Origin of the sequence: Paenirhodobacter sp. (genome assembly GCF_050177655.1) — a bacterium.
Lineage (GTDB): Bacteria > Pseudomonadota > Alphaproteobacteria > Rhodobacterales > Rhodobacteraceae > Rhodobacter.
Genome location: NZ_JBFXGV010000019.1, coordinates 19,141 through 41,058, shown reverse-complemented (window position 1 = coordinate 41,058; position 21,918 = coordinate 19,141). Strand labels below are relative to the sequence as shown.

Below are 21,918 nucleotides of genomic sequence, written 5' to 3'. Positions count from 1 at the left end.
AGGAGAGGATGGGTGTTCAGGGCAATCTCGATCTGCATTTCTGGATCACCCGCGGCATGGCGCGGCGGATGGGGGTGAACCTGAGCGAGGCGATGCATGAGGGGCTGCTCAGCCAGGCGGATTTCGCGGCGATGATCACCCGCTGCCGCAGCTGCCCGGGCGCCGCGGGATGCCTTGAATTCCTTTCCGAACGGTCGGGGCCGGCCGAGGGGGCGCCCGACTGGTGCCGGAACGCGGCGCTGTTGCGCGATCTCGGCACGCTGCACTGAGCGCCCGCGGATAGACGGTTTCAGGGGCGCTTCGGCGCCCTTCGTTTTCTTCGAATGTGTTTCTTTTTCTGCAATTGGCAGGGCTGCTTGCGCGGGTTAGCCTGCGGGAAGGACGGATCGCGGGAGACGGGCATGCAGAGGATCGCGGCAGAATTTGCACGATTCCGGATGAAGGTGATCTGGTCCTGTAACGGCTGGCGCGCGGCCTGGGGCAGCGAGCGGTCGCTGCGGCAATGGGCCTGGGCGCAGGCGGTCTCGGTCGCGCTGGCACTTGTGCTGCCGCTAAGCCCGGGCGAGCGCGCCCTGGTGATCGCGCTCGGCTTTGCGGTGATCGCCGCGGAGCTGGGCAATACCGCGATCGAGACGATCGTCGACCGCATCAGCCCCGGCTCGTCCGAGATGGCGCGCAAGGCGAAGGATTGCGGATCGGCGATGGTGATGGTGACGGCGATTGCCGCGGGCAGCGCCTGGGTGACGGTATTGATCGGTTAGGCGGGGCGCGCGCCGCGTGGCGGGTGATCCAGATCAAGCACAGCGAACAGGGGCGGGCGTAGGGTCTGCCGGCAGCAGGAGCGGAGACGACGATGAGCACCAGGCTTCGGGATTTCACGCCATCGGTCGATCTGACCCAGTCGCGGGCGGCGGGGCCGGTGCGCGCACAGCTGCCGCATTACGTCACGCTCACGCCGCCCTGCGCCGCCGCCTGTCCCGCGGGCGAGGACATCCGCGGCTGGCTCTCGCTCGCGCAGGCGGGGCGCTACCGCGAGGCCTGGGAGCGGCTCACCGCGGAAAACCCGATGCCCGCGGTGCATGGCCGCGTCTGCTATCATCCCTGCGAGGGCGGCTGTAACCGTGGCGAGGTCGACGCGCCGGTCTCGATCCACGCGGTCGAGCGGTTCCTGGGCGACATGGCCACGCGCGAGGGCTGGAGCTTTTCCAAGATCGCGGCGGAGACCGGCAAGCGCGTGCTGATCGTCGGCGCGGGGCCGGCGGGGCTTTCGGCGGCCTACCACCTCGCCCGCCTCGGCCATACGGTCGAGATCCGCGAGGCCGGGCCGGTCGCCGGCGGCATGATGCATTTCGGCATTCCCGCCTACCGCATGCCGCGCGCGGAACTTGCGGCGGACGTCGCGCGCATCGTGGCGCTGGGCGTCACCATCACCCTGAACCACAAGGTCGAGGATCTGGCGGCCGAAAAGGCGGCGGGGGGCTTCGATGCGGTCTTCCTCGCGATCGGGGCGGGGCAGGGCAAGCATGTCGAGATCCCCGAGCGCGACGCGGCGAAGGTGCTCGATGCGGTGAACCTGCTGCATGAGACCTCGGCCGAGGCGCCGCCGCTTCTGGGCCGTCGCGTCGTCGTCTATGGCGGCGGCAACACCGCGATGGATGCCGCGCGCACCGCGCGCCGTCTGGGCGCGACCGAGACGATCATCGTCTATCGCCGCGACCGCGCGCATATGCCCGCCCATGATTTCGAGGCCGACGAGGCGCTCGAAGAGGGGGTGAAGATCCGCTGGCTGACCACGATCACCGAGATTTCGGGCAGCGATCTGACCGTCGAGCGGATGGAGCTTGACGAGGCCGGCAAGCCGCGCCCGACCGGGGAAGTCGAGACGCTGAGCGCCGATGCGGTGGTGCTGGCGCTTGGCCAGCAAAGCGACACCGGGTTTCTGCGCAAGGTGGCGGGGCTCGATTTCACCGCCGATGGCGCGCTGGTCGTCGATGCGCAGATGATGACCGGCGCGGCGGGGATCTTTGCCGGCGGCGACATGGTGCCCGACCGGCAATCGGTGACGATCGCCACGGGCCATGGCAAGCGCGCCGCGCGCCATATCGACGCCTTCCTGCGCGGCGGGACTTACGCGCCCCCCGATCCCGCGCCCGTCGTCGGCTTCGGCATGCTGCATCTGCCGGTCTATTCCGACGCCGAGCGCGCCGCGCAAAGCGCGCTCGAACAGGCGCAACGGATGGGCGGTTTCACCGAGATCGTCGCCGGGCTGTCGGAGCGCGAGGCAAGCCGCGAGGCGAGCCGCTGCTATTCCTGCGGCGCCTGCTACGAATGCGACAATTGCTATGCCGCCTGCCCCGAGGAGGCGATCGTGAAACGCGGCCCCGGGCGCGGCTATGTGATCGACACGGTGCGCTGTACCGGCTGCGCCACCTGCGCCGAACAATGCCCCTGCCATGCGCTTGAAATGCAGCCCGAGGAGGCGCCCCATGCGTGACGACGTGATCCGCGCGAGCGTGCCCGAGCGCGCCACGATGGACGGCAATGCCGCCGTCGCCCATATCGCCTATCGGGTGAACGAGGTCTGCTCGATCTACCCGATCACGCCCTCCTCGCCGATGGCGGAGCTTGCCGACGAATGGACGGCGAAGGGCATCCGCAACATCTGGGGCAATATCCCCGTCATTCAGGAAATGCAGTCGGAGGCGGGGGCCGCCGGTGCCGTGCATGGCGCGCTGCAGGCCGGCGCGATGACGACGACCTTCACCGCGTCGCAGGGGCTGATGCTGATGATCCCGAACATGTTCAAGATCGCGGGGGAGCTTACCCCCTCGGTCTTCCATGTCGCGGCGCGCGCGCTTGCCACCCATGCGCTCTCGATCTTCGGCGATCATTCGGACGTGATGGCGGTGCGCTCGACCGGCTTCGCCATGCTCGCCTCGAATTCGGTGCAGGAAGCGCATGACATGGCGCTGGTCGCGCAGGCGGCGACGCTGCGCGCGCGCGTGCCCTTCGTGCATTTCTTCGACGGGTTCCGCACCTCGCATGAGGTCAACACGCTCGAGCTTATCCCCGATGCGCAGATCCGCGCGATGATCGACGACGATCTCGTGCGCGCGCATCGCGCCCGGGCGCTCAATCCGGAAAACCCCTGCGTGCGCGGCACGGCGCAGAACCCCGATGTGTTCTTCCAGGGGCGCGAGGCGGCGAACCGCTACCACGACGCGGTGCCCGGCATCGTCGCTGCGGAGATGGCGAAGCTCGGCCAACTGACCGGGCGCGCGTATCACCTTTTCGACTATGTCGGCGCGCCGGATGCGGAGCGGGTGATCGTGGTGATGGGATCGGGCGCCGAGGTGGTGATCGAGACGGTCGAACATCTGACCGCGGTGGGCGAGAAAGTCGGCGCGGTGATCGTGCGGCTCTATCGCCCCTTTGCCGGCGCGGCCTTCCTCGGCGCGCTGCCCGCGAGCGTGCGCAAGATCGCCGTGCTCGACCGCACGAAGGAGCCGGGCGCGACCGGTGAGCCGCTTTATCTCGACGTGGTCACCACGCTCGCCGAGGGCCTTGCCACTGGTGCGCGTGCGACGATGCCGCGGGTGGTTGGTGGGCGCTACGGGCTTTCGTCGAAGGATTTCGACCCCTCGCAGGTGAAGGCGATCTTTGACGAGCTGATGAAGGACGCGCCGAAACAGGGCTTCACCGTCGGCATCACCGATGACGTGACGCATCTGAGCCTGCCCTCGGCGCCCGGTTTCGACACCGAACCCGACAGCGTCGTGCGCGCCGTTTTCTACGGGCTCGGCGCCGATGGCACGGTGGGGGCGAACAAGAACTCGGTGAAGATCCTCGCCGAGGATGCGGGCCGTTTCGCGCAGGGCTATTTCGTCTATGACAGCCACAAATCCGGCGCGCAGACCGTCTCGCATCTGCGCTTCGGCCCGCAGCCGATCCGCGCGCCCTACCTGATCCGGCAGGCGAGTTTCGTCGCCTGCCACCAGTTCCATTTCGTGATGAAGACCGATGTGCTGAAGCTCGCCGCCCCCGGCGCGACCTTCCTGCTCAATTCGCCCTTCGACCCCGAAAAGGTCTGGGGCCGGCTGCCGCGCGCGATGCAGGAGACGATCATCGCGAAGAAGCTGCGCTTCTTCGTGATCGACGCGAACCGCGCCGCGCGCGAGGTGGGGCTGGGCCGGCGCACGAACACCATTTTGCAGACCTGTTTCTTCGCGCTCTCGAACGTGCTCCCGCGCGAGGCGGCGATCGCGAAGATCAAGGCCGCGATCCAGAAGACCTATGGCCGCAAGGGCCGCCGCATCGTCGAGCAGAACTGGGCCGCGGTCGATGGCGCGCTCGAACGGCTGCACGAGGTTGCGGTGCCCGCGAAGGCCACAAGCGATTTCGAGCGGCCCCCGGCGGTGCCCGCCAGTGCGCCCGAATTCGTGCGCCGCGTCACAGCGCCGATGATGGCCGACGAGGGCGACGATATCCCCGTGAGCCTCGTGCCGGCGGATGGCACTTTCCCCTCCGGCACGGCGGCCTGGGAAAAGCGCAACGTCGCCGACGAGGTGCCGGTCTGGCGGTCGGACATGTGCATCCAGTGCGGCCAGTGTTCCTTCGTCTGCCCGCATAGCGTGATCCGCGCGAAATATTACGACGATGCCCTGCTCGACACCGCGCCCGAAGCGTTCAAATCGGCGCCGGTCAATGCGCGCGGCTACCCCGGCGCGCGCTTCACGCTGCAATTCTACGTCGAGGATTGCACCGGCTGCGGGTTGTGCATCGAGGCCTGCCCGGCGGTGAGCGCCTCGGAGCCGGGGATCAAGGCGATCAACCTCGAACCCAAGGAACCGCTGGTCGAGGCGGAACGCGAAAACATCGCCTTCTTCGAGCGGCTGCCGGTGAACGACCGCTCGCGCGTCGATTTCGCCAATGTCCGCGGCGTGCAGTTCCTCGAGCCGCTCTTCGAATTCTCCGGCGCCTGCGCCGGCTGCGGCGAGACGCCCTATGTGAAGCTGCTCAGCCAGCTGTTCGGCGACCGGCTGATGGTGGCGAATGCCACCGGCTGCTCCTCGATCTACGGCGGCAACCTGCCGGTCACGCCCTGGTCGAAGAACGCCGAGGGGCGTGGCCCGGCCTGGGCGAATTCGCTTTTCGAGGACAATGCCGAATTCGGCCTCGGCTTCCGGCTCGCCGCGGACAAGCATCTCGGCCTCGCGCAGGATCTCGCCCGCGATCTTGCGCCGAAACTGGGCGAAGAGCTTGTCACCGAGATCCTCGCTGCGCCGCAGATCGCCGAAAGCGAGATCCGGGCGCAGCGCGAGCGTGTGGCGCTCCTGAAAACGCGGCTCCTCGCGCTCGGCGACGATCCGGCGGCGAAGCATCTGATCTCGGTCGTCGATCACCTCGTGCGGCGCTCGATCTGGATCGTGGGCGGCGATGGCTGGGCCTATGACATCGGCTATGGCGGGCTCGATCATGTCCTCGCCTCGGGGCGCAACGTGAATATCCTCGTGATGGATACCGAGGTCTATTCGAACACCGGCGGGCAGGCCTCGAAGGCGACGCCGCTCGGCGCGATCGCGAAATTCGCCGCCGCCGGCAAGCGCACCGCGCGCAAGGATCTCGCGCTGCAGGCCGTCGCCTATGGCAATGTCTATGTCGCGCAGGTGGCGATGGGGGCGAACCCGCAGCAGACGCTGCAGGCCTTCCGCGAGGCCGAGGCCTGGGAGGGGCCCTCGCTTATCCTTGCCTACAGCCATTGCATCGCGCATGGGTTCGATCTGCGCCGCGGCCTCGATCAGCAGGATCGCGCGGTGGCCTCGGGTTACTGGCCGCTGCTGCGCTACGATCCGGCCTTGCGCGGCACGGGCCACGCGCCCTTCCGCCTCGACAGCCCGCGGCCGACGCTGCCCTTCAAGGACTACGCCTATAACGAGCTGCGCTATGCCGCGCTCGCCGCGGCGCGGCCCGAGGAGGCGGCGGCGCTGCTTGCCGAGGCGCAGGCGGCGATCCGCGACAAATACCGCACCTACGAGGATTTTGCGCAGATGGAGGCCGGCCCGGAGCCCTCGCAGGCGATGGGCGCGGCGGGCCGGTTGTAAGGAGGCAGCGATGGATCTGACGACACGCTATCTGGGGCTCGATCTGCCAAGCCCGCTCGTCGCCTCGGCGAGCCCGCTGAACGCCAACCTTGACACCCTGCGCCTGCTCGAGGCGAGCGGGGCGGGGGCGGTGGTGCTGCCCTCCGTCTTCGAGGAGCAGATCTGGCGCGAGAACCAGATCCTCGACGCGCTGATCGAGAATGGCGCCGAAAGTTTCGGCGAGGCGCTGAGCTATTTCCCCGCGCAGGCGGCCTTCGCCTTCGACAGCGGCAATCAGATCGCTTTGGTGGAAAAGGCCTCCGCCGCACTCTCGATCCCGGTGATCGCGAGCCTGAACGGCTCGACCGATTCCGGCTGGACCGATTACGCCCGCGATTTCGAGGCGGCCGGCGCCGCGGCGATCGAGCTCAACATCTACATGCTGCCGACCGATCCCGATCTGTCGGGCGCCGAGGTCGAGGCGCGCTATGTCGAGATCGTGCGCTCCGTCACCACCGCGGTGAAGATCCCGGTCGCGGTGAAGATCGGCCCCTATTTCAGCGCGCCGGCGCATATGGCGCAGCGGCTCGTCGGGGCGGGGGCGAAGGGGGTGGTGATGTTCAACCGCTTCTACCAGCCCGACATCGACCCGGCGACGCTGGAGCTGAAACCGAGCCTCGAGCTTTCGCATCGCTACGAGATGCGCCTGCCGCTTTTGTGGATCGGGGTGCTCGCCGGGCGTCTGCCCGGATCGCTCGCCGCGACGACCGGGGTCGAGGGGCCGGACGACGTCGTGCGCTACCTGCTCGCCGGTGCCGATGTGGTGATGACGACCTCGGCGCTGCTGCGGCGCGGGCCCGGCCATATGCGGGTGCTGCGCGACGGGCTGGTCGACTGGCTTTCCGCGCGCGGGTTGCAGGGGCCGGGCGAGATTCGCGGCCGGCTTTCGCACGAGCGCATCGCCGATCCCGAGGCCTATGAGCGGGCGAATTACATCAAGGTGCTGCAGGGCTTCGATCTGAGCGCGGCGGGGGTGGCATGAGCACCGCGACACCGGCGACCCGCGCGCTCGAGGCGGCGAAGGTCGCGTTCCGGCGGATCGAATATGATTACGTCGCTGGACAGGACAAGATCGGCCTGCATGCGGCCGAGGCGATCGGTGCCGATCCGGGCCGCGTGCTCAAGACGCTGATGGTCGAGGTCGACGGTCATCCGGCCTGCGCGGTGATCCCCTCGGATCATACGCTGTCGATGAAGAAGGTGGCGGCGGCCTTTGGCGGCAAGGCGGCGGCGATGATGCCGCCCGAGAAGGCCGAGCGGATGACCGGTTTCCACACCGGAGGCATCAGCCCCTTCGGTCAGAAGAAGCGCGTGCCGGTGGCTTTCGAGGAAACCGCGCTGGGCAATGGCGAGATCGTCGTCAACGGCGGCAAGCGCGGCTTGATGGTCGCGCTTTTGCCGGAGGAGGCGCTGAGGGCCGCGGCGGCCTCGCCCCATCCGCTGATCGCGGAGTGAACGGCGCGCCGCCCCTTGAAGGGGAGGAGGGGCGGCGCACCCGGACGGGACTCAGTCGGTCTCGTCCATCTCTTCGCCCTGCTCGCCGTGGCGCGCAGCAGCCATCCGGTTCTGCATCATCTTGCCCACCACCATCGGCAGGATGAAGCCGACGATCGCGATGCCCCAGAGGATCCAGTCGAGCGGGCTCGAGAGCAGCACGCCCCAGTCCCCGTTCGAGATCGTCACCGCGCGGCGCAGGTTGTTCTCCATCTGGTTGCCGAGCAGCGTGCCGAGGATCACCGGCACCAGCGGCACGTCGAGCTTGCGCAGCGCCCAGCCCATCACCCCGAAACCGACCATCAGGTAGAGGTCGAAGGGCGAGCCGGAGATGCCGTAGATGCCGACGAAGCTCACCATCGCGACGGCGGGCATCAGGATCCGCGGCGGGATCAGCAGGAGCCGCGAGAAGAGGCCGACCATCGGGATATTGAGCGCGAGCAGCATGAAGTTCGCGATGAAGAGCGCGGCGATCAGGCCCCAGACCACATCCGGGTTCTTCGTGAAGAGGAGCGGCCCGGGGGTGATGTTGAGGCTGAGCAGCACCGCAAGCAGCACCGCGGTCGTGCCCGAACCGGGCACGCCAAGCGCCAGCATCGGCACCAGCGCCCCGCCGGCGGCGGCGTTGTTGCCGGCCTCGGGCGCCGCGATGCCGCGCGGATCGCCCTTGCCGAAAGTGCCCTCGCGGTCGACGAGCTTCTTCTCCATCGAATAGCTGAGGAAGGCGCCGAGCGCGCCCCCCGCCCCGGGCAGCACGCCGGCGATGAAGCCCAGGACCGAGCTGCGCAGCATGGTGGGCGCGGTCTTGGCAAGCGTCTTGGCCGAGGGGGTGAGGCGGCCGATCACCATCGACTTGTGCGCGGCGTCGGAGCCGCCGTGGCGGTGTTCGAGGAAGACGAAGACCTCGGAAAGCGCGAAGAGGCCGACGATCGCGACGAGGAAGTCGATGCCGTCGTAAAGATGCACCTCGCCGAAGGTGAAGCGCGGCACGCCGGTCTGGGTGTCGACGCCGACCATCGCGAGGCCGAGGCCGAGCGCGGCGGCGAAGGCCGATTTCGCCTGGTTCGTCGAGCTGACGCCGCCGAGCGTGGCGAAGGCCAGCGCGAAGAGGGCGAAATATTCGTCCGGCCCGAAGAGGAGCGCGATCTTCACCAGCTGCGGGGCGAGCAGGATCAGCCCCCAGGTGGCGATGAAGGAGCCGACGAAAGAGGCGATGCCGGAGAGCGAGAGCGCCTCGCCCGCGCGGCCCGATTTCGCCATCGGATAGCCGTCGAGACAGGTCATCACCGCCGGCTCGTCGCCCGGGATATTGAGCAGGATCGAGCTGATGCGCCCGCCATACATCGCCCCGTAATAGACCGAGGTGAGCAGGATCAGCGCCGGCGTCGCGCCGAGGCCGAGGGTGAAGGCGAGCGGAATGAGGATCGCGACGCCATTCGAGGGGCCAAGCCCCGGCAGCGCGCCCATGACGGTGCCGAGCGCGGCGCCGAGCAGTGCGAGCGCGAGGTTCTGCCAGGTGATCGCGATCGCGAAACCGTCGGCGAGATGGGAAAGCGTGTCCATGATCTCTCCTCAGATGCCGAGCGGGCCGCGGGCGAGCGAGAGCCCGAGCGCGAGGTGGAAGATGGCGTAGATGCCAAGCGCGATGCCGATGCCGACGATCGCGCTTTCGACCGGGCGCGACCCCAGCCGCCAGGCGAGATAGGCCGAGGCGAGGGCGGTCGCGATCACGAAGCCGAGCTTGGGCAACAGCGTCGCGTAAAGGATCAGCACCACCGCGGCGGCGGCGAGCTCGGCCAGGCGGCGCAGGCCCGGCCAGACCGGATCGGCGTCGGGTTTCAGCGCGATCGCGGCGGAGGCGAGGCCGAGCACGGCGGCGATGATGAGGGGGAAGGCCTTCGGCCCGACCGCATCCGAGAGGAAACTTTCCTCGATCGAAAGCGCCGAGAGCGCGAAGCCGATGGCGAGCAGGACGCCGAAGATACCGAAGATACGGTCGCTCATGGAATTCTCCCGAGGCTGACGGATCCGTCCGGAGAAACGGGCGGCACGATGTGCCGCCCGCCCCCTGCAACGGATCGGATACGGGTTACCGGCTTACTTGATGATGCCGATCTGGCGCGAGAGATCGGCGATCTGGGTCACCGAATCGGCGACGAACTTGTCGAAATCGGCGCCCTGAAGGTCGAGCGGCGCGAGGCCGTTGGTCTCCATCACCTTCTTCCACTCCTCCGAAGCGTAGAGCGTGGCGATCTTCTGCACCCAGGCGTCATAGGCCTCGTCCGACATCCCCTTCGGCGCGTAGAAGCCGCGCCAGTTCGCGCCGAGCGCGTCGATGCCCTGCTCCTTCGCGGTCGGGAAACCGGCGAATTCGCCGCTCAGACGCTCGGGCGCGAGCACGGCGAGCACCTTGATGTCGCCCGAATCGACGAAGCCCTTCGCCTCGGAAAGATCGCCGGTGAAGGCCTGCACCGAACCGGCCAGAAGCTGCGTCACCGCCTCGCCGCCGCCGTCGAAGGCGACGTATTTGACGCGGCGCACATCCTCGACGCCATCGGCCTGCGCGGCGATCAGCACCTTCAGATGGTCCCAGCCGCCCACCGCCGAGCCGCCCGCGAAGGCGACCGAGGTCGGATCCGCCTTCACCTGGTCGAGCAGTTCCGGCAGCGTGTTGATCGGGCTGTTCTTCGCCACCGCGATCACGCCGTAATCGGCGCCGACCGAGGCGACCCAGCGCACCTGATCCATCGTGTTGCCCGGGTAGGCGTTCTGCGCGAGCCGCGTCGCGGTGGCCGAGGAGGCGGCGACGATCAGGTCGCTGCTGTCGTTGCGCTTGTTCACCACTTCCGCGAAGGCCACGCCACCGCCGCCACCGGCGAGGTTGGTCACCTGCATCGTCTTGTCGATCAGCCCCTCGTCCTGCATCACCTTGCCGACCTGGCGGCAGGTGAAGTCCCAGCCGCCGCCGGGGTTCGCGGGGGCGATGCACTCGGGGTTCGCCGGCATCCAGCCATCGGCGAGGGCGCTCAGCGCGCTCGCGCCGAGAATGAGGGCGGCAAGCGAAAGCCGGGTTGCCTTGATCATGGAAACTCCTCCAGTCGTGTTGTGCTGTCTTGCCGGCGCACCGCTCTTTGCGGCCTCCTCGCGCTCGGCTATGACAAAGGACTAGGGGCGAAACCTGTCACGAACCTGTCAGCGGTCGTGGGGCGCCCGGGGAGGGGACGATGCGCGTGCTGGTGGTCGAGGATGCACCCGACATGGCGGAGGCGGTGGCGATCCGTCTGCGCCAGGCGGGGATGACCTGCGACATCGCCGAAAGCGCCGATGCCGCGGAGGATTGCCTCGCGGTGCAGCGCTATGACGTGATCGCGCTCGACATCAACCTGCCGGACCGCTCGGGCACCGAGCTGCTCGCCGATCTGCGCAGGCGCGGCGAGCGGGTGCCGGTGCTGATGCTCACCGCCGCCTTCTCGGTCGAGACCCGGGTCAGCGCGCTTGACCTTGGTGCCGACGATTATCTCGTGAAACCCTTCGACTATCGCGAGCTGGTGGCGCGGCTGCGCGCGCTGCACCGGCGCGAGGCGGAGGTGAAGAGCGAGGAGATCGCCTTCGGCCCGCTCTCCTTCAGCCCGGCGGCGCAGGAGGCGCGGCTGGACGGGCGCGCGCTCGACCTCACGCGGCGCGAACTTGCGCTGCTCGCGCTGCTCATTCGCCACGCGGGCCATGTGATGAGCAAGGAGCGGCTTTACGAGGGGCTTTATTCTTTCGCCGAGACCGATGTCGGGCTGAACGCGGTCGAGCTTTACATCGCGCGGCTGCGCAAGAAGCTCGCGGGCTCCGGCGTCGCGATCGAGACGCAGCGCGGCCTCGGCTACCGGCTGATGCGCGATGACTGAACCCGCCCTGCCCGAAACCACCGGCCCCGAAAGCGCCGAGCCCGGCCCGGTCGCGACCACGCTTTCGCTGAAATCGCGGGTGGTGCGCGGGGTGCTCTCGCTGCTCTTCGTCGGCGGCATCGTGATGGCGCTCGTGGCCTTCGGCTATGGCCGCGCGGCGGCGCGGGCCTCCTATGACCGGCTGCTCCTCGGCGCGGCGAACGAGATCGCCGGCTCGGTCACGGTGAGCGACGGCGCCCCGGTCGCCGATCTGCCGGTCGCGGCCTTTCAGCTCCTCGCGCTCGCCCCCGACGACCGCATCACCTATTCGCTGCGCGGCCCCGACGGCCGTGTCATCACCGGCTTCGAGACGCCGCTGCCCGAGCCGGTGCGCAAGGCGGGCGGCGGGTTTTTCGACGCCGAGTTCGGCGGGCTTGCGGGCAGCGAACGCGCGCGCTTCGTCACCGTGCCGCGGCGGTTTGCCGAGCGGGATTTCTCCGGCACGATCCTTGTCACCGTCGGGCAGACGCTGCGCGCGCGCAACGCGATGGCGCTGGGGCTGACGCGCGACGCGCTGATCGTGCTCGGCCTCGCCGGGGTGTTGCTGATCGTGCTCGGTGCGCTGGTGGTCGAGCGCACGATGCGCCCGCTCGAGGGGCTGGCGCGCGATCTGGCCGCGCGCGATCCGCATGACCTGACGCCGATCGACACCGCGGTGCCGGCCGAGGTCGCGGGGATGATCGGTGCGATGAACGGGTTCATGCGGCGGCTCGAGCGGCAGATCGCCTCGATGCGCAACCTGATTTCCGACACCGCGCATCAGCTGCGCACGCCGGTCGCCGCGCTGCGGGTGCAGGCCGAGCTTGCCGCCGAGGAGACCGACCCCGAGGCGCTGCGCGCGACGGTGGCGCGGATTGCGCGGCGCTCGCGCTCGCTTGGCGATCTGCTCGATCAGATGCTGTCGCGCGCGCTGGTGATCCATCGCACCGATTCGGCGCGGCGCGTGGCGGTCGATCTGCGCGACGTGGCGCTTGCGGTGATCGAGGCGCAGGATCACGCGCTGATCGCGCCGGGGCGCGAGGTCGCCCTCGAGATCGGGGAAAGCCCGGTGATGGTGCTGGCCGACGATCTTTCGCTGACCGAGGCGGCGAAGAACCTGCTCGCCAATGCGCTGCGTCACGGGGCGGGGGCGGTGCGGATGGGCGCGGCGATCGAGGCGGGCGCCGCAGTGCTCTGGGTGCGCGACGCCGGCCCCGGGCCGGATGCGGCGACGCTTGCGCGCATCGGCGCGCGGTTCGAGCGCAACGCCGCCTCGCGCGGGCGTTCGGCCGGGCTGGGCCTTTCGATCGCGCGGGCGGTGGCCGAGGCCTTCGGCGGGCGGCTCGCGCTCGAACCGGGGGCGGGGGGCTTTCGCGCCGCGCTGATCCTGCCCGCCGCGGAGGAGGTGCCATGATCCGCGCGCTGTTGCTTGCGCTTTTCTGTGCCGGTGCCGCCGCGGCGCAGGATCTGCCCGCCGGGCTCGAGGCGCGGGCGGTCTTTGGGCCCGCCACGGGCGCGGCGGAGCGGCTGCGGCTGCGCTCGACCACCGATATCGCGGTGCTGCGCCCGGCGATCGAGGCCTATGTCGCGCGCCATCCGGGGCTTGCCGTCGATTACGAGCAATGGTCCTCGAACGGGCTTTTCGAGGTTTCGCGCGCGGACTGCGCGGCGGGGCGCGCGGGGGCGGATGTCGCCTTTTCCTCGGCGGTCGACCAGCTCGTCGAACTCGTCGATCTGGGCTGCGCCGAGGCCTATCGTTCGCCGCTGACCGCCGCGCTGCCCGACACGCGGCGCTGGCGCGACGAGATCTGGGGGGTGACGCGCGAGCCCGCGGTCATCATCTACAACACGCGCCTCGTGCCGCCCGAAGACGTGCCCGCCGATCGTTTCGCGCTCCTTGACCTGATGCGCCGCGCCGATCACCGCTATGACGGGCGGATCGCGAGCTATGACATCGCGCGCTCGGGGCTTGGCTATCTCTTCGCCTTCGCCGACAGTCTCGAGGCGACGACCTTCGGCGCGCTGCTCGAGGGGTTCGGGCGTTCGCAGGCGGTGGCGACCTGCTGCTCGGCGGAGATCATCGACGCGGTGGCGCGCGGCGATTACCTGATCGCCTACAACGTGCTCGGCTCCTATGTCGAGGACCGCCACCTGCCCGATGTCGCCACCGTCTGGCCGCAGGATTACACGCTGTTCCTTTCTCGTGGCTACATGATCCCGCGCGGCGCGGCGGGGGCGGCAAATGCGGGCGCGCTGCTCGATTTCCTGCTTTCGGCGGAGGGGCAGGGGATCCTCGCGCGCTCGGGCCTCGTCGCGCAGAGCGACGTGGCGGAGGCGGCGCGTCACGATTCCGCCGAGCGCCCGATCCGCATCGGGCCGGCGCTGCTCGTCGCGCGCGACGCGCAGAAGGCGGCGGCGATGCTGCGGCGCTGGCGCGAGAGCTTCGTCGAACGCGGCGCGACGCCCTGAGGCCCTGCGCGGCTGTGGCCGATCCGGCGCATCTTGCGCTCCTCCGCCCGGGCCGGCCGCAATTTCGTCGAAATCGCCGGGCAGAAGGGGTATCACCAAAGCAACCCGCCGGATGAGCGGGAGCGCCCGCGAGGGTGCGAGAACGAGCAGACGACCGCAGGAAAACCCATGCCGAACCCGATTTTCGCCGCGCTCCGCGGTGCCCTTCTCACCGTGACCTTCGGCCTTGCCGCGCTGGCGCCCGCGGCGGCGGGCAGCTTCGGCGAGCGGTTCGCCCTGCGCGAGACGCTGGGCTACGGCCGGCTCTTCAACAACGATTACTTCGGCGATCACGAGGACCGCTGGCAGACCGGCAGCTACAATATCTCGGTGATCCGCGGCCAGGTCTGGGAGGGCAAGCTGCCGCAGCTGCCCTTCGAGATCATGGAATACCGCTTCGGCGGCTCGATCATCGCGCCCTCGGTGCTGAGCCATCCGCCCGCGGGCGACCGGCGCTATGTCGGGCGGCTGAATTTCGCGGCCAAGACCCATTTCGCGCCGCTGCCGGGCAGTGAGGCCGATCTCGGCTTCGGCCTCGTCGCGACCGGGCCGGGGACCGGCATCTCGAACCTGCACGAGACGCTGCACCGCGTCTTTTCCGCGCCCCGCCCGGCGGTGGCGAAGGATCAGCTCGGCGATCACCTCTATCCGGTGCTCGACGGCGAATTCGCGCGCCCGGTCGATCTTGGCTGGGCCGAGGCGCGCCCCTTCGTCGAGGGCCGCGCCGGCGACGAGACGCTCGTCCGTGCCGGCGTCGATTTCCGCTTTGGCCAACGCGAGCGCGGCGCGCTCTGGCTGCGCGACGAGATCACCGGGCAGCGCTATGTCGGCGTGTCGGGGACCGGCGGCGAAGGCACCTCCTTCGTGCTCGGCGCCGATATCGCCCATGTCTTCGACAGCCAGTATTTCCCCGCCGCCGACGGCGTCGATTTCGAACCCACGCGCAAACGCCTGCGCGCCGGGGTCAGCACCCGGATCGGCATCGTCGGGCTGTTCTACGGGGTGACCTGGCTTTCCGAGGAATTCGTCGGCCAGCCCGAGGGGCAGGTTCTCGGCAGCTTGCGCGCGCGGGTGAATTTCTGATCCCGGCCGCGGGGATCTGGCTTGCCGCAATCGTTAACAAAGGGGATTCCCAAGGCGAATCACCCATGTTAGCCTGCGTCTCAATCAAGGGTCACAAGGCCCATAAAACGAGCGCGGGACATACAGGCAATGAAAACGGGCTATCAGGGCACGTTTGTCATTTCATGGGCACAAACGGAAATCGACGGGCTGCGCGCGGCGGGGCCCGAACTCCTGGCGACCGGCGCGAGCTGGCGCTGGCGCGGTGAGGCGCTGCGGGTCGACGGGCCGCAGAACCTGCTCGTGCTGAGCGGGGCCGAGGGCGAGGCGGAGATGCGTGCGCGCGCGGCGCGGATGGTGCATCGGCTGCTTGGCGCGGCGATCGAGGGGCAGGGCGCCGCGGCGCTGGCGGATCCCGCGCCGGAGGTCTTCGATCTGCCGGAACAGAGTTTCACCGTGACCGACGGGCTGCAGGCCTGGGTGGTGACGCTGGTCGAGCTGCCCGAAGCCGCGGCGCGGCTTTTGATGTTCGCCGACCGCATGCCGCCGCGCGACACCGATCTCTGGGTGGTGGATTGCGCGGTCGATCTGCGCCCCGCGCCGCTGCGCCTGCCCGAACCGGGGGTGATCTGCTTCACCCCGGGCACGCTGATCGACACGCCGGAGGGGCCGCGCCCGGTCGAGGCGCTGCGCCCGGGCGACCGGATCGCGACGCGCGACGACGGCGCGCAGGAGCTGCTCTGGGTCGGTGCGCGGCGGATGACCGGCGCGCGGCTGCATGCGCTGCCGCATCTGCGCCCGGTGCGGATCCGCTCGGGCGCCTTCGGCATCGGCCGGCCGACCGGCGATCTGCTGGTCTCGCCGCAGCACCGGATGCTGATCCGCGGCGCGCAGGCGCGCGCGCTTTTCAACGAGGACGAGGTGCTGGTGCAGGCGCGCGACCTCGTCGACGGGGGCGCGGTGCGGATCGAGCAGGGCCTGCCCGAGCTGCACTATATTCACCTGATGTTCGCCCGCCACGAGGTGATCCGCGCGAACGGGATGGAGACGGAAAGCTTCCACCCCGCCTCGACCGATCTGAGCATGATCGCCGAGGATCAGCGCGCGGGGCTGCTGGCCCTGTTCCCCGAGATCGCGCGCGATCCGCAGAGCTATGGCGCCTTCGCGCGGCGGGCGCTGCACTCCTCCGAGGCAGCGATCCTGCGCCACGATCTTGCCGCCTGACCGTCCAGGCCGGGGGCGCCGCCCCCGGACCCCCGAGGTATTTCCGGCAAGATGAAAGGGCTTTCTTCTTGGTCCCAATACTCCCGCCGGAGGCATCCGCAGGAGACACAGGCGCCGGCGAAAGGCGTTGACTCCCCGGCTTCCGGCTGTATAAGCCCGCCATCCCGGGGGCCGAGGTCGCCGGGTCATTCATTGGTGTTGGTGGACCCCGCAAGGGGAGACCTGTCGCCCGAAAGCCTCGCGGATGGGGCCTGGGGAAGAGGACAACGCCCTTCGAAACCAAGAAGGAGATCAGACGGTGACCAAACGCACCTCTGCCAAGTACAAAATCGACCGCCGCATGGGCGAAAACATCTGGGGCCGCGCCAAGTCGCCGCTGAACAAGCGTGACTACGGTCCGGGCCAGCACGGCCAGCGCCGCAAGAACAAGCTGTCGGACTTCGGCACCCAGCTGCGCGCGAAGCAGAAACTCAAGGGCTACTACGGCGACCTGACCGAGAAGCAGTTCCGCCGCATCTATGCGGAAGCCGAGCGCGTCAAGGGCGACACCGGCGAGAACCTGATCGGCCTGCTCGAGCGCCGTCTCGACGCGATCGTCTATCGCGCCAAGTTCGTGCCGACCGTCTTCGCCGCCCGCCAGTTCGTCAACCACGGCCACGTCACCGTGAACGGCAAGCGCGTCAACATCGCCTCCTACCGTGTGAAGGAAGGCGACGTGATCGCGGTGCGCGAGAAGTCGCGTCAGCTCGCCCTCGTCATCGAAGCCTCGCAGTCGGGCGAACGTGACGTTCCGGATTACCTCGAGGTCGACCACGGCAAGATGGTCGCGACCTTCGTCCGCACCCCGGCGCTGGGCGATGTGCCCTACCCGGTGCAGATGGAACCGAACCTCGTCGTCGAATTCTACGCGAAGAACTGATCCCTCGGTTCTCGACGGAACGGAAAGGCCGCCCTTCGGGGCGGCCTTTTCCTTTGCCGGGAGGGGGGGCACCGGCGCTCAGATGCCGGTGCCGATCGCGATCAGCTCGCGCCAGAGCGAGCGGCGCGCGTAGAGCAGTTTCGAATATTTCCCCTGACGCAGCCCGTCGATGTAATCGTCGGCCTCCTCGGTCGAGGCGATGCGGGGATGCACCTCGTTCTGGGTTTTCAGCGCGACGGTGTCGATGCCGCGGCGCAGGGCGCGTTCGGTCGCGGCGTTCCAGCTGCCGTCGACCTCGGCGAGGTAAAGCTCGGCGCGCGCCAGTTCGCGCTGCACCGCCTTGCGGTCGGGTTCGGAAAGCGCGGTGAAGGCGTCGCGCAGCCCGTCGGCGCGGGCGGCGGTGGGGAGCGCGGGCAGCAGCAGGGTCGCGCAGAGGGTCAGGGTGAGGCTCGGGAAACGGTTGTGCATGGAAACCTCTCAGCAGCGGGGTTGGTTTCTGGATGGTTGAGATTTCCTTTCCAACTGTGGCGAAAAGCGGCATCGCTTGTGGCGGAGAGCGCGTTATTCGTTCCAAATTGATTCAAATTTTACAGACCGCCGCGGAGGCCGCGAAACCGGCCCGGCCCGGGGGAGCGCAAACAGCGCTTCCAAAGCGCCCCGCTGGCGGCTATTGAAGCGGCGACGACAAGGAACGCAGCCATGAATGATCTCATCCGCCCGCAGCCCGGGATCCTCGACATCGCCCTTTACGAGGGCGGGGCGTCGCATGTGGCCGGGATCAGCGATGCGATCAAGCTGAGCTCGAACGAGAACCCCTTCGGCCCCTCCGACAAGGCGAAGGAAGCCTTCGCGCGCTGTGCGCACAAGCTGCACCGCTACCCCTCGACCGATCACGCCAGCCTGCGCCAGGCGATCGGCGACGTCTACGGGCTCGACCCGGCGCGGATCATCTGCGGCGTTGGCTCGGACGAGATCATCCGCATGCTGGTCAACGCCTATGCCGGGCCGAAGGATGAGGTCCTGTTCACCGAGCACGGCTTCCTGATGTACAAGATCGCCGCCCTCGGCGCGGGGGCAACGCCGGTCGCGGTGCCCGAACGCGAACGCACGACCGATGTCGATGCGATCCTGAAAGCCTGCAACAAGAAGACGAAGCTCGTCTTCCTCGCCAACCCGAACAACCCGACCGGCACGATGATCGGGCTGGCCGAGCTCGAACGCCTCGCCGCGGGCCTGCCGAAGCAGACGTTGCTGGTGATCGACGGCGCCTATGCCGAATATGTCGAGGGCTATGACGGCGGTGCCGAGCTGGCGACGCGGCTGCCGAACGTGTTCATGACGCGCACCTTCTCCAAGATCTACGGGCTGGGCGGGCTGCGCATCGGCTGGGGCTACGGGCCGCAGGCGATCATCGACGTGCTCTCGCGCGTCCGCGATCCGTTCAATCTCTCGACCGCGCAGCTCGAGACCGCCGAGGCCGCGGTGCGCGATCAAGACTGGATCAGCCGCTGCCGCGAGGACAACACAAGGCTGCGGCACTGGCTCGCCGAGGCGCTGGCCGAACGCGGCGTGCCCTCCGACACTTCGATGGCGAATTTCGTGCTGGCCCGCTTTGGCTCGGAAGAAGAGGCCGTCGCCTGCGACGAATTCCTCAAGAAGGACGGGCTGATCGTGCGCCGCGTGGCAAGCTACGGCCTGCCGAACTGCCTGCGCATCACCGTGGGCGACGAGCCCTCCTGCCGCCGCGTCGCGCATCTGATCGGCGTGTTCAAATCGGGCGGCGCGGCATGAGGCATTACGACCGCGTCGCGCTGATCGGGCTGGGCCTCATCGCCTCCTCGATGGCGCATGCGATCCGCGACAACGGTCTTGCGGGTGAGATCGTCGGCCATGCGAAATCGGCCGAGACGCGGGCGACCGCGCTCGAGATTGGTCTCGTCGACCGGGTTTGCGACACCGCGGCCGAGGCGGTCGCGGGGGCGGATCTCGTCGTGCTTTGCGTGCCGGTCGGCGCGATGGACGCGATCGCGGCCGAGATCGCGCCGCATCTCGCGCCCGGGGCGACTGTCACCGATGTCGGCTCGGTCAAACAGGCGGTGGTGAAGGCGGTGGCGCCGCATATGCCCGCGCATGTGCAGTTCATCCCCGGCCACCCGCTTGCCGGCACCGAGCATTCCGGCCCGCGGTCCGGTTTCGCCACGCTTTTCGTCAACCGCTGGTGGCTGCTCACCCCGCTCGAGGGCAATGACCCGGCGGCGGTCGCGCGGCTGCGCGGGATGATCGAGGCGATGGGCGCCAATGTCGAGGAGATGGACCTCGTCCACCACGACCTCGTGCTTGCCGTCACCTCGCACACGCCGCACCTGATCGCCTATACGATGGTGGGGGTCGCCGATCACATGCGCCGCGTGACGCATGAGGAAGTGATCAAATATTCCGCCTCGGGCTTTCGCGATTTCACCCGCATCGCGGCTTCCGACCCGACGATGTGGCGCGACGTCTTCCTGACCAACAAGGAGGCGGTGCTCGACGTGCTCGGCCGCTTCGCCGAGGAGCTCTTCGTGCTCCAGCGCGCGATCCGGATGGGCGACGGCGACATGCTCTTCGACTATTTCACCCGCACCCGCGCGATCCGGCGCGGCATCATCGAGGCCGGGCAGGACACTTCCGCCCCCGATTTCGGCCGCGGCGCGCCGGTTCCTCCGCCAAAGCCGGAGACCGAATGATGCGCGGCGGGCGCGGGGCCCTCGCGGCGCTTCTGCTCGCCTGCTGCCTTCCGCTCCCAGCCCTGGCCGAGGCGCCCACGACCTCGCCGCGCCCGCTCCTGCGCCCGGTTTCCGCCACGCCCGAGGCCGCGCCCGCCCCCGAGGCGGGGATGCTTCCTTCCGATCCCGCTCTGGCCGGGTTCCGCCCGCCGATGCGTCCGGCGACGCTCGCCGTCGCACCGGTGCCGCCCGAGGCCGCCGCGCCCGAAGCGCCGCCGGGCGGTGTCCTCCTTGCCGCGATCCGCCCATTGCCGCGGCCCGAAAGGGGCGCACCGCAGGCGGTGGAGCCGGTTGCCGTCGCCCCGGGCAAGCGTTCGAAGGCGCAGAAGACGGCGCCGGCGCCGGCCGGGATCTGCGGGCTGCGCGGCGTCACCGGGCGCAAGATCGCGGCGATCCCGGGCAAGGTGCGCGGCTGTGGCCTCGAGGACGGGGTCGAGGTGACTTCGGTTTCCGGCTACGCGCTCTCGCAGCCGATCACCGCCGATTGCGAGACCGTCGCCGCCTTCCAGCGCTGGCTCGAGCGTGGCATCGTGCCCGCCGTGGGCAAGCGCGGCGGCGGCATCCGGCGGGTCGAGATCGCGGCGAGCTACAGCTGCCGTCCGCGCAACAATGTCCGCGGCGCGAAGATCTCGGAACATGGCCGCGGGCGCGCCGTCGATTTCGCGGGGGTGACGCTGAAGAACGGCGAGGTGATCGACGTGCTCTCCGGCTGGAAGCGGCAGCCGAAGATCCTGACCTCGATCCACCGCTCGGCCTGCGGCACTTTTGGCACGGTGCCTGGCCCGAAATCGGACCGCTACCACCAGAACCACATCCACGTCGACGTCGCGCGTTACCGCGGCGGACCCTATTGCCGCTGAGCCGCGAGGTGCGGCGCGGGGCCAAGCGGCACCGGGCCGAGGCTCATCAGCCCGGCGGCGAAGGCGAGCGGCACCTCGACCCTGCCCTCGGGCGATTGCGCGGCGAGATAGGTGCCGAGGCTGGTGAGCAGCGGGAGCTCGTCGCGCGAGACGAGGCCGGCCGCATGGGCGATGCGCAGCCAGGCGGCCCAGTCCCGCGTCGCCACCGTGATCCTGCCCTCGGGAAAGCCCTGCGCGTCGATCGTGAGCGCGCCCGTGGCGGTGAGCGCATGGCCGCCCCAGTCGAGCGCGAGCGTTTGCAGATCGAGGGTTTCGAGCCGCGGCTCGGCGCCGGTGGCCAGCGCGAAGGGGCGGTCGAACCCCGCCTGCGCCGTCAGTGTGACGCTTTCGATCACGTCGGGCTGCGCGACGCCGGGGGCGAGTTTTTCGGCAAGGCCGGGGGGCAGGGCAAGCGCCGAAATCTCGCCGTTCAGCGCGTAGCGCCCGGTTTCCGTCTCCTCCGCCGTGCCGCGGATCCGCGTCGCGGCGAGCGCGGTGACGCTGGTGCCCTCCTGCGAGAGGCGCGGCGCGGCGAGGGTGATTTCCGCGCGCCGCAGCGGCAGATCGGTGCCGAGGCCAAGGCCGATGCGGGCGCCGGTCTCCTGTGCGGAAAGGGTGAAGGGCCTCCCGCCGAGCGTCAGTTTCTGCGGCAGCTGCGCGGTGATCTGCCAGTCGAGCGGCGCCCAGAGCGGGGCGGAAAGCTGCGCCGCGGGGATCTGCCAGCTGACCCCTTCGCGCGGATCGGCGAGGGTGAGCCCCTGCGCTGAAACCCCAAGAGCGAGCGGAAAGCCTGTGGGCGCCAGTGCGGTCGCCGTGACCTGCCCGGGGTGCTGCGCCAGCACCGCCTGCGCCCCGCGCGCGAGCAGATAGCCGCCGCCCCCGCTCGCCGCCGCGCCCAGTGCCGCCAGTGCCACGATCCCGCCGACGAGACGCATCGCCGCCCCCTTTCCAAGCCCCTTCCCCCCATGTAACCAGCGAGGCGAGGGAGGGCCA

Annotated in this window: 20 protein-coding genes; 15 read left to right on the top strand and 5 right to left on the bottom strand. The window is 69.2% G+C overall.

Annotation, left to right across the window (positions count from 1 at the left end; all coding sequences use genetic code 11):
* Positions 1-8 precede the first annotated feature (8 nt).
* The 6 genes from AB7U46_RS09050 (at position 9) to ybaK (ending at position 7,595) form a co-directional block, all read left to right on the top strand.
* Positions 9-269, top strand: a complete 261-nt coding sequence (locus tag AB7U46_RS09050; protein ID WP_428336633.1) for a DUF6455 family protein — start codon at positions 9-11, stop codon at positions 267-269.
* Positions 270-437: 168 nt separating this feature from the next.
* On the top strand, positions 438-761 hold the full coding sequence (locus AB7U46_RS09045; RefSeq protein ID WP_428336632.1) for a diacylglycerol kinase: 324 nt from the start codon (positions 438-440) through the stop codon (positions 759-761).
* 92 nt (positions 762-853) lie between these two features.
* Positions 854-2,494 (top strand): NAD(P)-binding protein, encoded by a 1,641-nt coding sequence (locus AB7U46_RS09040; protein WP_428336631.1) that lies wholly within the window; start codon positions 854-856, stop codon positions 2,492-2,494.
* Complete coding sequence (gene nifJ / locus AB7U46_RS09035; RefSeq protein ID WP_428336630.1) at positions 2,487-6,101, top strand: pyruvate:ferredoxin (flavodoxin) oxidoreductase; 3,615 nt, start codon at positions 2,487-2,489, stop codon at positions 6,099-6,101. Before AB7U46_RS09040 ends, nifJ begins: the two co-directional genes overlap by 8 nt.
* 10 nt (positions 6,102-6,111) lie before the next feature.
* Complete coding sequence (locus tag AB7U46_RS09030; protein WP_428336629.1) at positions 6,112-7,122, top strand: dihydroorotate dehydrogenase-like protein; 1,011 nt, start codon at positions 6,112-6,114, stop codon at positions 7,120-7,122.
* A complete protein-coding gene (gene ybaK, locus AB7U46_RS09025; RefSeq protein WP_428336628.1) occupies positions 7,119-7,595 on the top strand; it encodes a Cys-tRNA(Pro) deacylase in 477 nt (158 codons plus the stop codon). The genes AB7U46_RS09030 and ybaK overlap by 4 nt, the downstream gene beginning before the upstream one ends.
* 51 nt (positions 7,596-7,646) lie before the next feature.
* Here the strand turns inward: ybaK and AB7U46_RS09020 are convergent, their stop codons facing one another.
* From AB7U46_RS09020 to AB7U46_RS09010, 3 genes are all read right to left on the bottom strand, one after another.
* Complete coding sequence (locus AB7U46_RS09020; protein ID WP_428336627.1) at positions 7,647-9,197, bottom strand: tripartite tricarboxylate transporter permease; 1,551 nt, start codon at positions 9,195-9,197, stop codon at positions 7,647-7,649.
* Between the two features lie 9 nt (positions 9,198-9,206).
* Positions 9,207-9,638, bottom strand: coding sequence for a tripartite tricarboxylate transporter TctB family protein (locus AB7U46_RS09015; protein ID WP_428336626.1), 432 nt, complete (start codon positions 9,636-9,638; stop codon positions 9,207-9,209).
* 93 nt (positions 9,639-9,731) lie between these two features.
* Positions 9,732-10,718 carry a Bug family tripartite tricarboxylate transporter substrate binding protein gene (locus AB7U46_RS09010; protein ID WP_428336625.1) on the bottom strand — a complete coding sequence of 329 codons (987 nt, stop codon included), beginning with the start codon at positions 10,716-10,718 and terminating at the stop codon, positions 9,732-9,734.
* A 140-nt stretch (positions 10,719-10,858) separates the two neighbouring features.
* Here AB7U46_RS09010 and AB7U46_RS09005 point away from each other — a divergent pair, with 140 nt between their 5' ends.
* The 6 genes from AB7U46_RS09005 (at position 10,859) to rpsD (ending at position 17,261) form a co-directional block, all read left to right on the top strand.
* On the top strand, positions 10,859-11,530 hold the full coding sequence (locus AB7U46_RS09005; protein WP_428336624.1) for a response regulator transcription factor: 672 nt from the start codon (positions 10,859-10,861) through the stop codon (positions 11,528-11,530).
* Positions 11,523-12,962 (top strand): sensor histidine kinase, encoded by a 1,440-nt coding sequence (locus AB7U46_RS09000; RefSeq protein WP_428336623.1) that lies wholly within the window; start codon positions 11,523-11,525, stop codon positions 12,960-12,962. The genes AB7U46_RS09005 and AB7U46_RS09000 overlap by 8 nt, the downstream gene beginning before the upstream one ends.
* A complete protein-coding gene (locus tag AB7U46_RS08995; RefSeq protein ID WP_428336622.1) occupies positions 12,959-14,017 on the top strand; it encodes an ABC transporter substrate-binding protein in 1,059 nt (352 codons plus the stop codon). Before AB7U46_RS09000 ends, AB7U46_RS08995 begins: the two co-directional genes overlap by 4 nt.
* Positions 14,018-14,185: 168 nt before the next feature.
* Complete coding sequence (locus tag AB7U46_RS08990; protein ID WP_428336621.1) at positions 14,186-15,139, top strand: lipid A-modifier LpxR family protein; 954 nt, start codon at positions 14,186-14,188, stop codon at positions 15,137-15,139.
* 129 nt (positions 15,140-15,268) lie between these two features.
* Positions 15,269-16,342: a Hint domain-containing protein gene (locus AB7U46_RS08985; protein ID WP_428336620.1), complete on the top strand. Its 1,074-nt coding sequence runs from the start codon at positions 15,269-15,271 to the stop codon at positions 16,340-16,342.
* Positions 16,343-16,640: 298 nt separating this feature from the next.
* Positions 16,641-17,261 carry a 30S ribosomal protein S4 gene (rpsD, locus tag AB7U46_RS08980; RefSeq protein ID WP_428336619.1) on the top strand — a complete coding sequence of 207 codons (621 nt, stop codon included), beginning with the start codon at positions 16,641-16,643 and terminating at the stop codon, positions 17,259-17,261.
* A 78-nt stretch (positions 17,262-17,339) separates the two neighbouring features.
* Here rpsD and AB7U46_RS08975 read toward each other — a convergent pair whose 3' ends face one another.
* Positions 17,340-17,729, bottom strand: coding sequence for a hypothetical protein (locus AB7U46_RS08975; RefSeq protein WP_428336618.1), 390 nt, complete (start codon positions 17,727-17,729; stop codon positions 17,340-17,342).
* 231 nt (positions 17,730-17,960) lie between these two features.
* Between AB7U46_RS08975 and hisC the strand changes: the two genes are divergently transcribed.
* From hisC to AB7U46_RS08960, 3 genes are read left to right on the top strand one after another with little or no spacing between them, the layout of a single operon-like run.
* A complete protein-coding gene (gene hisC / locus AB7U46_RS08970; RefSeq protein WP_428336617.1) occupies positions 17,961-19,052 on the top strand; it encodes a histidinol-phosphate transaminase in 1,092 nt (363 codons plus the stop codon).
* Positions 19,049-19,987, top strand: coding sequence for a prephenate/arogenate dehydrogenase family protein (locus AB7U46_RS08965; RefSeq protein ID WP_428336616.1), 939 nt, complete (start codon positions 19,049-19,051; stop codon positions 19,985-19,987). Before hisC ends, AB7U46_RS08965 begins: the two co-directional genes overlap by 4 nt.
* Positions 19,987-20,886 (top strand): extensin family protein, encoded by a 900-nt coding sequence (locus tag AB7U46_RS08960; protein ID WP_428336615.1) that lies wholly within the window; start codon positions 19,987-19,989, stop codon positions 20,884-20,886. Before AB7U46_RS08965 ends, AB7U46_RS08960 begins: the two co-directional genes overlap by 1 nt.
* Here AB7U46_RS08960 and AB7U46_RS08955 read toward each other — a convergent pair.
* Positions 20,874-21,860 (bottom strand): DUF2125 domain-containing protein, encoded by a 987-nt coding sequence (locus AB7U46_RS08955; RefSeq protein WP_428336614.1) that lies wholly within the window; start codon positions 21,858-21,860, stop codon positions 20,874-20,876. The two genes, AB7U46_RS08960 and AB7U46_RS08955, sit on opposite strands and share 13 nt — an antisense overlap.
* Positions 21,861-21,918 lie beyond the last annotated feature (58 nt).

Bases quoted from the DNA above. Each gene is read 5' to 3' on its own strand.
- AB7U46_RS09050 (WP_428336633.1), top strand. From the start codon at position 9: ATGGGTGTTCAGGGCAATCTCGATCTGCATTTCTGGATCACCCGCGGC.
- AB7U46_RS09045 (WP_428336632.1), top strand. From the start codon at position 438: ATGAAGGTGATCTGGTCCTGTAACGGCTGGCGCGCGGCCTGGGGCAGC.
- AB7U46_RS09040 (WP_428336631.1), top strand. From the start codon at position 854: ATGAGCACCAGGCTTCGGGATTTCACGCCATCGGTCGATCTGACCCAG.
- nifJ (WP_428336630.1), top strand. From the start codon at position 2,487: ATGCGTGACGACGTGATCCGCGCGAGCGTGCCCGAGCGCGCCACGATG.
- AB7U46_RS09030 (WP_428336629.1), top strand. From the start codon at position 6,112: ATGGATCTGACGACACGCTATCTGGGGCTCGATCTGCCAAGCCCGCTC.
- ybaK (WP_428336628.1), top strand. From the start codon at position 7,119: ATGAGCACCGCGACACCGGCGACCCGCGCGCTCGAGGCGGCGAAGGTC.
- AB7U46_RS09020 (WP_428336627.1), bottom strand. From the start codon at position 9,197: ATGGACACGCTTTCCCATCTCGCCGACGGTTTCGCGATCGCGATCACC.
- AB7U46_RS09015 (WP_428336626.1), bottom strand. From the start codon at position 9,638: ATGAGCGACCGTATCTTCGGTATCTTCGGCGTCCTGCTCGCCATCGGC.
- AB7U46_RS09010 (WP_428336625.1), bottom strand. From the start codon at position 10,718: ATGATCAAGGCAACCCGGCTTTCGCTTGCCGCCCTCATTCTCGGCGCG.
- AB7U46_RS09005 (WP_428336624.1), top strand. From the start codon at position 10,859: ATGCGCGTGCTGGTGGTCGAGGATGCACCCGACATGGCGGAGGCGGTG.
- AB7U46_RS09000 (WP_428336623.1), top strand. From the start codon at position 11,523: ATGACTGAACCCGCCCTGCCCGAAACCACCGGCCCCGAAAGCGCCGAG.
- AB7U46_RS08995 (WP_428336622.1), top strand. From the start codon at position 12,959: ATGATCCGCGCGCTGTTGCTTGCGCTTTTCTGTGCCGGTGCCGCCGCG.
- AB7U46_RS08990 (WP_428336621.1), top strand. From the start codon at position 14,186: ATGCCGAACCCGATTTTCGCCGCGCTCCGCGGTGCCCTTCTCACCGTG.
- AB7U46_RS08985 (WP_428336620.1), top strand. From the start codon at position 15,269: ATGAAAACGGGCTATCAGGGCACGTTTGTCATTTCATGGGCACAAACG.
- AB7U46_RS08975 (WP_428336618.1), bottom strand. From the start codon at position 17,729: ATGCACAACCGTTTCCCGAGCCTCACCCTGACCCTCTGCGCGACCCTG.
- hisC (WP_428336617.1), top strand. From the start codon at position 17,961: ATGAATGATCTCATCCGCCCGCAGCCCGGGATCCTCGACATCGCCCTT.
- AB7U46_RS08965 (WP_428336616.1), top strand. From the start codon at position 19,049: ATGAGGCATTACGACCGCGTCGCGCTGATCGGGCTGGGCCTCATCGCC.
- AB7U46_RS08960 (WP_428336615.1), top strand. From the start codon at position 19,987: ATGCGCGGCGGGCGCGGGGCCCTCGCGGCGCTTCTGCTCGCCTGCTGC.
- AB7U46_RS08955 (WP_428336614.1), bottom strand. From the start codon at position 21,860: ATGCGTCTCGTCGGCGGGATCGTGGCACTGGCGGCACTGGGCGCGGCG.